Annotated in this window: 12 protein-coding genes; 7 read left to right on the top strand and 5 right to left on the bottom strand. The window is 29.7% G+C overall.

All coding sequences use genetic code 11. The annotated features are described in order from the left end of the window. Window positions 1-28 precede the first annotated feature (28 nt). Together JWYL7_RS09085 and JWYL7_RS09080 are read right to left on the bottom strand one after the other, a co-directional pair. Complete coding sequence (locus tag JWYL7_RS09085) at window positions 29-1,018, bottom strand: ATP-binding protein (RefSeq protein ID WP_066072063.1); 990 nt, start codon at window positions 1,016-1,018, stop codon at window positions 29-31. Window positions 1,019-1,026: 8 nt separating this feature from the next. Beyond that, on the bottom strand, window positions 1,027-2,040 hold the full coding sequence (locus JWYL7_RS09080; protein ID WP_066072061.1) for a DnaD domain protein: 1,014 nt from the start codon (window positions 2,038-2,040) through the stop codon (window positions 1,027-1,029). A gap of 83 nt (window positions 2,041-2,123) precedes the next feature. On the opposite strand from JWYL7_RS09080, the gene JWYL7_RS09075 reads away from it, so the two are divergent. The 6 genes from JWYL7_RS09075 to rlmH all read left to right on the top strand — a co-directional run bounded on the left by JWYL7_RS09075 (window position 2,124) and on the right by rlmH (window position 7,950). Beyond that, window positions 2,124-3,572, top strand: coding sequence for a M1 family metallopeptidase (locus tag JWYL7_RS09075; protein WP_066072058.1), 1,449 nt, complete (start codon window positions 2,124-2,126; stop codon window positions 3,570-3,572). Window positions 3,573-3,634: 62 nt separating this feature from the next. Beyond that, on the top strand, window positions 3,635-4,978 hold the full coding sequence (locus JWYL7_RS09070) for a peptidoglycan DD-metalloendopeptidase family protein (protein WP_066072055.1): 1,344 nt from the start codon (window positions 3,635-3,637) through the stop codon (window positions 4,976-4,978). 45 nt (window positions 4,979-5,023) lie between these two features. Continuing rightward, complete coding sequence (locus JWYL7_RS09065; RefSeq protein ID WP_066072053.1) at window positions 5,024-5,815, top strand: MBL fold metallo-hydrolase; 792 nt, start codon at window positions 5,024-5,026, stop codon at window positions 5,813-5,815. Window positions 5,816-5,831: 16 nt separating this feature from the next. Beyond that, complete coding sequence (gene htrA / locus JWYL7_RS09060; protein WP_066072050.1) at window positions 5,832-6,902, top strand: serine protease HtrA; 1,071 nt, start codon at window positions 5,832-5,834, stop codon at window positions 6,900-6,902. Window positions 6,903-6,916: 14 nt separating this feature from the next. Then, on the top strand, window positions 6,917-7,468 hold the full coding sequence (locus JWYL7_RS09055) for a tetratricopeptide repeat protein (protein ID WP_066072046.1): 552 nt from the start codon (window positions 6,917-6,919) through the stop codon (window positions 7,466-7,468). A gap of 2 nt (window positions 7,469-7,470) precedes the next feature. Then, window positions 7,471-7,950, top strand: a complete 480-nt coding sequence (rlmH, locus tag JWYL7_RS09050; RefSeq protein ID WP_066072043.1) for a 23S rRNA (pseudouridine(1915)-N(3))-methyltransferase RlmH — start codon at window positions 7,471-7,473, stop codon at window positions 7,948-7,950. Here rlmH and JWYL7_RS09045 read toward each other — a convergent pair. From JWYL7_RS09045 to JWYL7_RS09040, 3 genes are all read right to left on the bottom strand, one after another. Beyond that, window positions 7,916-9,562 carry a recombinase family protein gene (locus JWYL7_RS09045; protein ID WP_066072040.1) on the bottom strand — a complete coding sequence of 549 codons (1,647 nt, stop codon included), beginning with the start codon at window positions 9,560-9,562 and terminating at the stop codon, window positions 7,916-7,918. The genes rlmH and JWYL7_RS09045 overlap by 35 nt on opposite strands. 42 nt (window positions 9,563-9,604) lie before the next feature. Next, window positions 9,605-9,751 (bottom strand): hypothetical protein, encoded by a 147-nt coding sequence (locus tag JWYL7_RS10615; protein ID WP_156473382.1) that lies wholly within the window; start codon window positions 9,749-9,751, stop codon window positions 9,605-9,607. A gap of 143 nt (window positions 9,752-9,894) precedes the next feature. Beyond that, the gene (locus tag JWYL7_RS09040; RefSeq protein WP_061858554.1) at window positions 9,895-10,461 is read right to left on the bottom strand and encodes a recombinase family protein; all 567 of its coding nucleotides are present in this window, start codon (window positions 10,459-10,461) and stop codon (window positions 9,895-9,897) included. 296 nt (window positions 10,462-10,757) lie between these two features. Between JWYL7_RS09040 and JWYL7_RS09035 the strand changes: the two genes are divergently transcribed. Beyond that, window positions 10,758-13,802 carry a site-specific DNA-methyltransferase gene (locus JWYL7_RS09035; RefSeq protein WP_066072037.1) on the top strand — a complete coding sequence of 1,015 codons (3,045 nt, stop codon included), beginning with the start codon at window positions 10,758-10,760 and terminating at the stop codon, window positions 13,800-13,802. Window positions 13,803-13,807 lie beyond the last annotated feature (5 nt).

Here is a 13,807-nt window from a genome sequence, read left to right as displayed (position 1 = left end):
CTTAAGGTTTTTTGTATAGAAAAGAGCTTTAAGCTCTTTTTTCCCATCTCAAATCTTGTCCATAAAACTTTAGTATTCTAAAGTTAGAAAAAATTCTAGAGAAAATTCTATCTGTATACGTATTTGCAATTTCCATAGGAGATAAATTAGTAGAAATTATAGTTTTCTTTCCTTGGATAAGTCTTGTATTTACAATATTAAAAATCTCACTTGTAGTAAACGAGTTAGTAACTTCAGTGCCTAAATCATCTATTATAAGAAGGTCGCAGTCAAATAATAATTTATAATTTTCACGAGTTAATGAAGATGTATCTTTCTTAAATTTATATTCTTCAATAATTTCTAATATCTTAAATGCAGTTTGATATATTACTATTTTTCCCCTATCTAAAAGCTCTTTAGCTATACAGTTACACATAAATGTTTTACCAAGTCCAGTAGTTCCATAAAAAAGAAGATTTTCTCCGTTGTCTTTATCAAAATTTAATATAAAGCTTTCACATATAGAATATATATGCCAAATATTTTCTCTTGGTGAAGCTTGTTCAGAATCAGACTTTTTATCTGAAAATAGCTTATCATTAAAAGTATTGAAATTTTCTTTTTCCAAGACTTTTGATAAATTAGACATTTTATAAGCTAAATTTATAAGTTTTTGATTAAGACATGAACATTTTTTTCCATTTTGCAAAAACCCAGTATCTTTGCAAGATGTACATACATATTTAATGTCTAAATAATCTAAGCTATATCCGTACATTTGCATTAAATTTATTTTTTCAGATCTTAACTTTTCCATCTCTTCTTTACACTTTTTAGTTATAACATCCCTTTGTTCAGGAGATTGAAGGACAGACCTTGCAAGGTCTAATCCTATTTTGAATATTTTTTCATCAATTTCTTTTATCTGAGGAATTTTGCTATATACTTCTTCTTTGCGCTTTTCTAGTTCTACTTTATGCTTATCCCTTAACTTTTCATATTCTAAAAGAATAGGCTTTAACACATCAGCGTTCATTTAATCACCTACCTAAATTTATTTTTCTGATTTTCAAGAATCATTCTTTCGAGTTCTTCAGGAGTATAGTTACGAGTTCTTTGCTCAAAATTATGAAATTTAGTTTTAAATTGAGGATTAGTTTTATTTAAAGTAGGTTTAACCTCATTTTCTATATCTTCTAAAGACTTAAATCCTTTCTTATGCCAGCTTCTTAAAATACCATCTATAAATGCTATAGAAGGATTAGAAGTATTTTTAGACTTAGAACACGCTTTAAAAATAACATCATTAGTAAACTCTAAATCATCTACCCAGGAATTTATAACCTTTTTCTCTTCAGCAGAAGGTTCCCTAGAAAATCCTAATTCTCTAAATACAGATTTATAAAGAGCAAACCTTTCAGAATGCTTAGCAAAATATTCTTCAAGATCATTAATAGTATAAATCTTTGAATCATACCAGTTTCTTATTATTCCTTCAACAAACTTAACGCTTTTAACTCCCTTTTTATCCTTAGCATACGAATATGCAGTAGTTATCATATCTGGACACATATTATATTTTTCCATCATATCAAGTATTTGAATTTTCTCATTTGGAACAAGTGGTCTTGCTATAATTTCATTTATTCTATTAAACATTTTATTGATATTAGGGTTTTCATTTATTGAAAGAAGATTAGTAGTTGAATTTTTTTCACTTGAATTATCTTTTAATATGTTATTTACATAAAGATTTTTTAAATTCAAAAACTCAATAGAATAATCCCACTCATCACTTTCAGAATTTATATGTTTTTTTATAATTCCTTTCTTTTCCCAAAAATCCCAAGCAGCTAATACATCTACTAAAGGTATATTTAAATTTTTAGCAAGTGTTTGATTTGTAACGTTGCAGTTAGAAGGATCTAGTGCATATCTGTAGCCTAGTAGATAAACTTTTACGTATGTTCCATTTGTCATCGGCATAAATATATCTATGAATATATTATCAACAGGTGTTTCTCCTAAATCTATCTCATTTATCTCTCTAAAGAACATAAAATCACCTCAGATAGATTATATCATATATGGTAAAGTATAAGTTTTGTAAAAAATAGTATTAACAAAAAGGGGGCATAGACTTGGTTGTAATAATTAATAAAAAAAAGATGTTAACTATATTACCACTACTAATATTACTACTTATAAGTTTTAGATTTACAAAGGATACACCTACAATAAGTGAAAATAATCAAGAAATGTTAAACAGTTATGATATAAATATTGAATTTGATGAAAAAGACAAAACTTTAAAAATAAATCAAAAAGTTACATATATAAATAATACAGATAAAGCTATAGATACAATATATTTTCATATATACCCTAATGCATTTTCAAAAGAAAAATATGCTCCATTTGAAAAAAATGAATTTAAATATGCATACCCAAATGGATTTGACAAAGGCTATATAGATATAAAGAAAGTTTTAGGGGAAAGCTACGACATAAGATATAAAATAATGGGAAAAAAAGAAGATATATTAAAAGTAGAACTAGGATACAATTTAAATCCAAAAGAAAAAACAACTATTATATTTGATTACAAGGTAAAACTTCCAAATTCATTAGGAAGATTTGGATATGGAGAAAATACGATAAATATAACAAATTTTTATCCAATAGCATGTGTAAATGATGACAACGGATGGAATATAAGAAGTTATGAAGTAATAGGAGACCCTTTTTATAGTGATGTTAGCAATTATAAGGTAAGTATAAAAGTTCCTTCAAAATATAAAATAGCAGCTACAGGAGTTATAAAAGACAAGTCTGTAAAGGATGATTTTACTCATTACACAATACAAGCTCCTAAAGTTAGAAGTTTTGCAATTATTTTAAGCGATAAATTTAACATATTAAAAAGGAAAATTGGGAATACAAAAGTATATAGCTATTTTTTTGAAGATATGGGAAAAGAGTCAATAGACATAGCAAGTGATGCTATATCAATATTTAATGATATATTTGGAACATATCCATATGAAACATATTCAGTAGTTGCAGCAGACTTTTTTATAGGTGGTATGGAATATCCAAACTTAGTAATGATAGACAAAAACTTATATAAAGAAAGTGAAAAATTTTTCTTAGAATATGTAATAGCACATGAAACAGCCCATCAATGGTGGTACTCAGTTGTAGGAAACAATGAAATAACTGAACCTTGGCTAGATGAAGCATTAACAGAATACTCAACTATATTATACTTTGAAAAAAAATACTCAAAAGAAAAGAAAGAAGAACTTATGAAAGAAATGAAACTAAGAACATTTGGTAAAAACACAAAAAATATATTTAAAAGCACACTAGAATTCAATAATTCTTTAGAATACAGCATGTATGTATATAGTAAGGGAGCAATTCTTTTAGACAACTTAAGAAAACAAGTAGGAGATGAAATATTCTTTAAGGCATTAAGAGAATATTATGAAGAAAACAAATACAAAAATGTAACATCAGAAGACTTCTTTAGAATATGGGAAAAATACGGGGTAACTAGAAAAGAAATAATAAATTCCAACATTTAACTTGAAAGATCAGGAAAATATTTGGTATAATAAAAAACGAGCATGAGAAAGGAGAAAAACTTATGATTAACATAAGAGATATAAAAGCACTAAAGAATAAAAACTTAATATATATATTAGTGTCTTTGATAACTATATTTACATGTTATGGAATATATTTTTCTGGAGTGAGCTATGAAGTTAAAGTAGATGGACAAAAAATAGGTATAGTTCAAAATAAAAATATAGTATATAACGCAATAAAAGATATAAAAGAAGGTTTTGAAGAAAATGTAAATATAGATCAACAAATAACATTTGATAAAGTTAGAGTATCAAAAGACAAAATATCATCAGATCAAGAAATAATAGAAAAACTAAACAGTTTAATAGACATTAAAACACAAGCATATGCAATAAATGTAGACGGAAAAGATATAGTATATCTAAAAAAAGAAGATAAAGCTAGAAAGCTCCTAGAAAAAATAAAAAATCACTACATAGAAAAAATAGATAGTGAAAATATAAAAGATGCTTCATTTTTAGAAGATGTAAATATAGTAAAGAAAAACGCAAAAGTTACAGACATAAAAGATATAGAAAGTGCTTATAACTTTATACTTTTAGGAACCGAACAAATAAAAACCTATAAAGTAGAACAAGGAGACAGTGCTTGGACTATATCTCAAAAGCTGAACATAAGTGTAGAAGATATCCAAAAAGCAAACCCAGATATAAATGTAGAAAAGCTTCAAATAGGACAAGAAATAAATGTGTCTGTTCCTAGTCCATATATAAACTTTAAAACAATAGAAATAGCTTCATATGAAGAAAAAATCCCATATAAAGTAACTCAAGAAGAAACAAATGCTCTCTTTAAAGGAGAGAGAAAAGTAAAGGTTATAGGAAAAGAAGGAAAAAGAAAAATAGAAGCAGAGATTGTAAGAGTAAATGGAAAAATTGTAGATAAAAATGTGCTAAATGAAGAAGAACTACAAAAGCCTCAAGATCAAGTAATACTTATAGGAACTAAAAGTAGACCATCAACTGTGGCGTTTGGTGCTTTCATAAATCCAACAAGGGGAACACTTACATCAAGATTTGGAGCAAGATGGGGAAGAATGCATGAAGGTATAGACATTGCAGGACCTATAGGAACTCCAATAAAAGCTGCAGATGGTGGAGTTGTATCTTTTGCAGGAACTCAAGGGGCTTATGGAAAACTTGTGATAATAAATCATGAAAATGGATATTCAACATATTATGCACATTGTAATACAATAAATGTAAGAGTAGGACAAAGAGTTTCTAGAGGACAAGTTATAGCAACAATAGGAAATACAGGAAGATCTACAGGTCCACATCTTCACTTTGAAGTAAGAAAAAATGGAAGGCCTGTGAATCCTTTAAATTATATTAGATATTAAAGACCCTTAAGGGTCTTTTACTATATAAAAAGAAAGGAAATTAATATGCTAAAATACACTTCAATAGCTAGCTCAAGCAGTGGAAACTGCCATTATATAGGATATAAAGAAAAAGGAATACTAGTAGATGCAGGTCTTAGTGGAAAAAAGATAAAAGAAGGACTAGATAAATTTGACATAAAAATAGAAAATATAGTTGCAATTTTAATAAGTCATGAGCATACAGATCATATAAAGGGAGCAGGTATACTATCTAGAAGATACGATATACCAATATATGCAAACCAAAAGACATTCGATGCCATGAAAGAAAAAATAGGGTGTATACATGAAAAAAATATAAAAATATTCCAAACGGATAAAAAATTTGAAATAGACGACATTCAAATAACTCCATTTTCAATACATCATGATGCAAAAGATCCAGTTGCATTTACATTTGATACTGGAAATACAAAAATAAGTATAGCAACAGACTTAGGATATGTATGTGAAAACATAAAGAAAAATGTATGTAGTTCAAAACTAGTAGTATTAGAATCAAATCACGATGTTGAAATGGTTAAGATGGGACCATATCCATATAGTCTAAAAAAGAGAGTATTATCTAAAAAAGGCCACTTATCTAATGAAGATGCAGGAAAGTTTGCTTTAGATCTAGTTAAAACAGGAACAGAAAAAATACTTTTAGCTCATTTGAGCAAAGAAAACAATTTTCCAGACCTTGCATTTGAAACAGTTAACAGCATACTAAAGATGAATAATATACAAGTAGGAAAAGATGTAAATTTGAAAGTGTTAGATAAAGACATATCTTCAAACCTATACGCTGTATAAATTAGGAGGGATATTTATGAAAAGTTTTTCTACAGCATTAATAGGAGCTATAATAGGAAGTATGCTGACATTATATTTTGCCCCTACATTTTTACAAAGCAATGATAACACAACACATATTCAGCAACCTCAGCAAAAAACAGTAATAGTAAATGAAATAAAAGAAGAAAACATATACAAAGCAGTTGCAAAAAAGGCTATGCCTTCAGTTGTAGGAATAACAACAGTTACAGTAGAAAGAGACTTTTTCTTTGGAAATAGAAGAACAAGTGGAGTTGGTACAGGAGTAATAGTACATGAAAAAGGATATATATTAACAAACTCACACGTTATAGGAGATGGAAATGCACAAGTAGTAAACGTACTTTTTTACGATGGATCAAAAGAAGAAGCAAAAGTTGTATGGTATGATAGAACATTAGATCTAGCAGTTATACACGTAAACAAAAAAGACCTTGATGTAGCAGAACTTGGAGATAGTGATAAAGTAGAGGTAGGAGATATAGCTATTGCAATAGGAAATCCATTAGGACTTGAATTTGAAAGATCACTAACTCAAGGAGTAATAAGCGGACTTCATAGAAGCATACCGATAAGTCAAACAGAAGTTATAGAAGACCTTATTCAAACAGATGCATCGATAAACCCAGGAAATAGTGGAGGACCACTTCTTAATTCATCAGGACAGGTAATAGGAATAAATACAGCAAAAATACAAAGTGGCGAAGGACTTGGATTTGCAATACCTATAAATACAGCAAAGCCAATAGTAGATCAAATAATTGCTACAGGAAGCTTTGAAAGAGTATACCTTGGAATAAAAGGAGTAAATGTAGATGTATTTGAACAAGCAACAGGAGTAGATATATCAGCAGATGAAGGTATTTATGTTGTAGAAGTTTCCCGAGGAACACCTGCACAAATAGCAGGAATAAAAGTAGGAGATGTAATAGTTAAAGTAGGAGGAAAACAAATAAAAAATATGAGCTCTTTAATAAGAGAACTTTATAAATATAGACCATCAGATGAAGTTGATATACAAATAAACAGAGAAGGAACAATAATAAATGTTAAAGTTAGATTCTAGTTTTGGAGGATAATATGAAAAGAGTTTTAATAAACAGACTTGTATATTTAATAATAGTAACTCTAATGCTATTTGCAGCATTAGAGAAAAAATATTATATAGTTTTAATACCTATAATTTCTTGGATATTAGTTGAAAGAGTTTTTTGGAAAAATTTTCACGAAGGAAAAAAACTAATGAGAAAATTGAAATATAAAAGTGCAGTAGAAAAATTTAACGAATTTCTAAAAGATATTGAAAATAAACCTTGGCTTAAAAAATTAAGATTTTTAAACTATGGAGTATACACTCATAATTTAAAGGCAATGACTTACAACAACATAGGAATTTGCTATTTAGAATCAAACTTATTAAATAAGGCAACAGATTACTTTGAAAAAGCAAAACAGGAAGATGAGCAGTTTTGTATACCGTACTATAACTTAGCTATAATAGAGCTTATAAAAGACAATGAAGAAAAGGCATTTGAAAATCTAAAAAAATCTATAAAACTTGGATACAATAGAGTAAAAATGGCTCAACTTAAAGGATATGTTCACGCTAGATACAAAATGGAAGGAAAATAAGTATGAATATAAGAATAGTTTGCGTAGGAAAAATTAAAGAAAAATATCTAAAGTTAGGTATAGACGAATTTTCAAAAAGACTTTCTAAATATTGTAAACTAGAAATAGTAGAACTCGATGATGAGAAAGCTCCAGAAAATATAAGTGAAAAAGAAATAGAGATTATAAAAGATAAAGAGGGAAAGAAAGTTCTATCCAATATTAAAGATAATTCATATGTAGTTGCTTTAGCGATAGAAGGCAAAAGTTTATCATCTGAAGAATTAGCAAAGAAGCTTGAGAATCTGACAATACAAGGAAATAGCAATATAACATTTATAATAGGAGGATCACTAGGCTTATCTAAAGAAGTGTTAGATAGATCAAATTTTAAGTTATCTTTTTCTAAGATGACTTTTCCTCATCAACTAATGAGACTTATATTGCTTGAGCAGGTTTACAGGAGTTTTAGGATAATAAATGGTGAACCGTACCATAAGTGACCTCAAACGGTTTTTGATCTTCTTCCTTACCGAATTTCATTAAGTCAATTTCACTGAAATGGAGTATTATCTCCTCGGCAAGCCTTTCCTCCGGCTTGTCGGTTTTCTTTATCCTTATTTCCTTTATTAATGTATGCAGCAATTCCTTTTGTTTATCAGCTGGAGCATTGTTAAATATAGCCTCAAAATTTTGCAGCATATTTGTTATTTTTTCAATGTTTAATGTATTGTTTCTAATTGTATCAATTTGCGTAGATAGATTTTCTTTTTCCCTTTCAAGCTGCTCCATTTCTTTATTTATTTCACTTATTTTTTCAAGTATCTTTTCCTCTTTTAATATTTTTAGTTTTTTATCATCAACCAAGTATTCATAGTATTTATCCTCATCAGCCTTTAACTTTTTGATTTTTGCTTCTATTGATTTTAACTTTTTCTCAAGCTCTTTTATATCAGTTGATTTTCCAAGTCGCTTCGCAAGAATTTCAGGCAGGTTAGGATTTTTTACAAATGACATTATTCTTTCTACTACCTGTTGTTCCAGTAAATTAGCTTTTATTAAATTGGGTTTACATACAGCTTTTTTATTTGCCCACTGGGAGCAGCAATAATATCTGTACCAAACTTTGCTACCATCCTTTCGCTTTCTTGAGCTTCTTTGACTTACCATACTTGCTCCGCACTCTGGACATTTTGCCAGTCCCGACAATAGGTAGTGCATATTCTGCAATTTTTCAGGAGCTTTTTTGTCTTTACGAAGTTCTTTTGTTCGCTCCCAAAGCTCCTCGGTTATAATTGGCTCATGTGTTCCCTTTACAAGGATATATTCATCAGTAGTTCCCTTTCTTCGCTTCGTAGACCAGTTTTGCTGTTTTCCCCATCTGATGTAGCCTGCGTAAGTGGGATTGTCTAATACCTGCTTCACTGTGGAATAGCTCCAGCTTTTATCATTCTTGGTAGCATATTTATCAAGATTGTTATTTAAAAATTGACAAATCTTTGAATACCCCCATCTTTTATTAGTATACATATCAAATATAGCCTTTACGATTTCTGCTTCCTTTTGGTTTACTATAAGCCCCCTGCCATCCTTAAAATTGTTATAGCCAATTGGAGCAGGACCGCCATTCCATAAGCCTTCCTGTGCACGTTTTTTCATGCCGTTTTTTGCCTGTGAGATAATGTTTTCCCTTTCCATTTCAGCGAAAGCTCCAACAAGGTAAAAGAAAAATCTTCCCATCATGCTTGATGTATCTATATTGTCAGTAATACTAACGATAACAATATCATGTTCCTCAAGAAATCTTACAATATCAACCAGATCTAACATATTACGTCCAATACGGGATAATTTCCAAATAATGATAGCATCTATATTGTCTTTATTAGTTTTAATATCTCGCAACATTTGCTTAAAACTCTCACGTTTCGCTATAGAAGTTCTAGTGACTCCTGCATCGCAGTATTCACCCTTAATGGCAATATTGTGATATTCACAGTATTTTTTTATCTCATCAGATTGTGCTTCAAGTGAAAAACCTTGGGTTTGTTCCTCGGTTGAAACACGTGTATAGATATACGCTCTTTTGATTTCTTTATTTTTAAATTCATTCATATTTAGCCCTCCGTTAGGAATTATAATCATAAAATAAGTATATTACATCAAAAACGAAGGAGATTCACTTTTTTGTGAAGCTCCTTCATTTAATGATGCATCTTGCAGAATATCTGCAAGTACATCTAAAAATGCATTTATTTTACAATCTTTTTCATTGTAATTTATTATAGCATCAATCCTGTTCATCTTTACCATTCCCCCTAATGTATAATATGGAACAGTAAAACCTCCTTTACAGCTAACTAAATTGGGGGATTGTTTATTACAGTTAGATTGTATTATAGAGACGGGAGCAAAATCAAATTTTACTGCAAAAAAAATTAAGGGTATTACACCCTTTGATTGGTTTCGTATTCACGTGCTAAACGATAGAAGGTGTTACGCTTTAGTCCTAATAATTCCATAGCTTTAACTGCTGTAATTTCTTTATTCCTCCATCTTTTAATAGTCTTTTCAAAATCCTTTGGCATTTTTGTTTTTGGTCGACCAAATTTTACTCCTCTTTGTTTTGCAACCTCTATTCCTTCCCTTTGTCGTTGTCTTATGTTTTCCCTTTCCATCTGATACATACTGGCAAAAACTGTTGCCATCATCCGCCCAGCAGGTGTTGTAGTATCTATTGGTTCTTTAAGGCAAATAACACTAACACCTTTTGATGTAAATGTATCCATAAGCTCAAGGAAGTCCCTTGTATTTCTGGCAAGACGAGAGATACTTTCAATATATAAAATGTCGCCTTCTCGGATAAATGATAGCATTTCTTGAAGACAGGGTCTGTTAGTATCTTTTCCACTTGTCTTATCTATGTACATTTTATCTACAATATCTTGAAGTGCTTTAACTTGTCTATCCTCATGCTGATCTTTGCTACTTACACGAATATAACCAATTTTCATATTAGTTCACCACCTTCAGCATGATTCTATGAAAAGTATCCTAAAACGTCAAGATGATTTTTGGGATGTTTCAAAAGTGGGAAAGAAGGATTTAAGGATATTAGTATGATGTGTCCTAAAAAGTGTACTTTTTGAAACAGAGCTACATTTATTATTCTATTGTCCGGTATTATGTATAATGATATACTATAGTTTGAAGTTTGTCTCGGTAACTGAAATGATAGTAAGTTTAAATCAATACAGAAATTAAGTTATATTTACAATAGATAAATAATTTAGAAGGAGGTTTGAAATACATGAGTAAAAATTATGAAAAACTTATATCGCTGCTTAAGCAAATGTTTCAGCTTAATCAGGCAGACCTTGACTTTGGTATTTATAGAATTATGAATTTCAGGAGAAAAGAAATTGAAAACTTTTTAAGTGAAGAGCTTTTGCCGCAGGTGCGTTCACAATTAGAAAGATATATATCTTCAAAACAGAAAAGCCTTAAAAAAGAGCTTGATGATCTGAAAAAGACACTGGATGATACAGGAGTAGTTTATGAAAGTAGTGCCAAATATGTAGCACTTAAAAACCAGCTTGATATGGGAATGGATATAGAAAAGGCGGAGGAAGAAATATATTCTCATCTTACAGACTTTTTCAGCCGTTATTACAGCAATGGTGATTTTATATCACAGCGTCGCTATAAACAGGGCGTATATGCAATACCCTACGAAGGTGAAGAAGTTAAACTTTATTGGGCTAATGCCGACCAATATTACATAAAAACCACTGAATACTTTAGGGACTACACTTTTACATTACCAGAAGGTAAAAAGGTACATTTTAAGCTTGTAGAAGCATCTACAGAAAAAGATAACAATAAATCAGACAAAGATAAAGAACGCAAGTTTGTACTCTATGAAGAAGAACCTTTAAAAATAGAAAATAATGAGCTTTATATACAATTTGAATATAAGGTACATGAGAGCAAACAAAAGGATTTAATTGATAATGCTGTTAAAAAGATAAACGAAATATTTACCAGCGAAGGTGTAAAATATCGTAATTTCATAGAAATATTTAAATTAAAACCCACCGAATCCAATCCTAAAAGGACAGTTTTAGAAAAGCATTTGACTGATTATACGGCACGTAATACCTTTGACTATTTTATTCATAAGGATTTAGGTGGGTTTTTGCGAAGGGAGCTTGATTTTTACCTTAAAAATGAAGTCATGTTTTTGGATGACCTTGATACCGAGCATGAGGTGCGTATAGAGCAGTATATAACCAAAATTAAGGTAATTAAAAACATAGGTTATAAGATTATTTCATTCCTTGAACAAATAGAAAACTTTCAAAAGAAACTTTGGCTTAAGAAAAAGTTTGTAGTTGAAGCAAATTACTGCATAACCCTTGATAGAATAGATGAAAATTTTTACACAGAAATAGTTGAAAATAAAAAACAGGTTGAGGAGTGGAAAAAACTTTTTGCAATTGATGAGATTGATGGATACAGTGAACCTTTAACTTTAGAATTTTTAAAAGCCAATCCCTATCTTGTTCTTGATACTGCTTTTTTTAGTGAAGAGTTTAAAGAGAGGTTGATTGAAAGTATAAAGGATATAGATGACAAAACAGATGGATTGCTTATAAAAAGCGAAAATTTTCAGGCATTAAATTTACTAATGGAGAGATATAAGGAGCAGGTAAAGTGTGTTTATATAGATCCTCCATATAATACAGGTAATGATGGTTTTATATATAAAGATAAATATAAACATAGTAGTTGGTTATCTATGATGTTTGATAGAATCTTGATTTGTAAAATTTTTACAAATCAAGATTCAAGGTTATTTGTTTCAATTGATGACAATGAAAATTCTAATTTGTTAAATTTAGAAAAGCAAATTTTTGGTGAACAAAATTTTGTTGGAAATATTACATGGGAAAAAAGAACAAAAGCACAAAATACAGAAACAGCAAAGTATATGTTACAATCAAAAGTAGAATATATTCATGTTTTTAGAATGGGTGAAAAAAAACAAGAATTTAATCTTGAAAAAAAAGGAGAAAAAGAATATCCATTAAGTGATGAATTAGGAGTATATAGGCTTCAGGAAATAGGTCAAATGTCTTCAAATGGTATGCGAGGAAGAAAGACAATGATTTTTCCCATTAAAGGAATTATGCCTAATGAAAACATGCAATGGAAAATTGGTATTGATGAAATTAATAAACTGGAAAAAGAACAACGAATAATCATTAAAGAAGGTAAGCCTTATATTATATATCGACCGGAACATGAAGAAGGTATAATTTATACACCATTCTGGTCTCATTTTTTTGAAAAGGATATTTATGGGACTGCAGAAAATGGATTAAATGAAGTGGGTAAACAATTGGGATTTGGTAGTATAATTGAAACTGTTAAACCTATAAGTTTGATAAAAAAAATAATATTTCATGCTAATAATAATTTTGGATATGTATTAGATTTCTTTGCTGGTTCTGGAACAACAGCGAATGCAATTATTGAACTTAATAGAGAAGATGGCGGCAGCCGAAAATATATACTTGTTGAAATGGGAGAATATTTTGATACAGTAACAAAGCCAAGGGTTCAGAAGGTCATATATTCTAAAGATTGGAAAGATGGAAAACCTGTTTCACGTGAAGGCATAAGTCACATATTCAAATACATAAAGCTTGAGTCCTACGAAGACACATTAAATAACATTGAAATAAAGAGAACGCAGGAACAGCAGATAGCACTTGATGAATATAAAGATATAAGAGAACAATATATTCTTTCATATATGCTGGATAAGGAAGCAGAAAGTAGCGTGTCTCTTTTAAATATTGATAAATTTGCAAATCCTTTTGATTATAAGATGAAAATAGCAGATGGATTAGAAACAAAGGAAATCAATGTTGATTTAGTTGAAACCTTTAACTACCTTTTAGGCCTTGTAGTTACGAATATATGTGTAAAAGAGAGCTTTGATACCGAAGCTGATTTAGATTCAGAAATTCTCGGTGCAGTAAAGTTAAAATCAAGTGATTTCGGAAAGGGAGAATATACTTTTAAAGCTGTAGAAGGAAATACACTTTCAGGTGATAAAGTGCTTATTATCTGGCGTACCTTAACGGGGGATATTGCAAAGGATAATGCTGCACTTGATGCATATTTTAAAATAAAAGGATACAGCACACAAAAAAATAAATACAACCGAATTTATGTAAATGGGGATAATAACCTTATGAATATAAAACAGAATGACGAAACTTGGAAGGTTGTGCTTATAGAAGAAGAATTCAAGCGTTTAATGTTTGATGTTCAGGATATATAGGGAGG

Source organism: Alkalithermobacter thermoalcaliphilus JW-YL-7 = DSM 7308, from assembly GCA_001584565.1.
Classification (GTDB): domain Bacteria; phylum Bacillota; class Clostridia; order Peptostreptococcales; family Peptostreptococcaceae; genus Alkalithermobacter; species Alkalithermobacter thermoalcaliphilus.
This window is presented reverse-complemented; position numbering and strand designations above follow the sequence as displayed.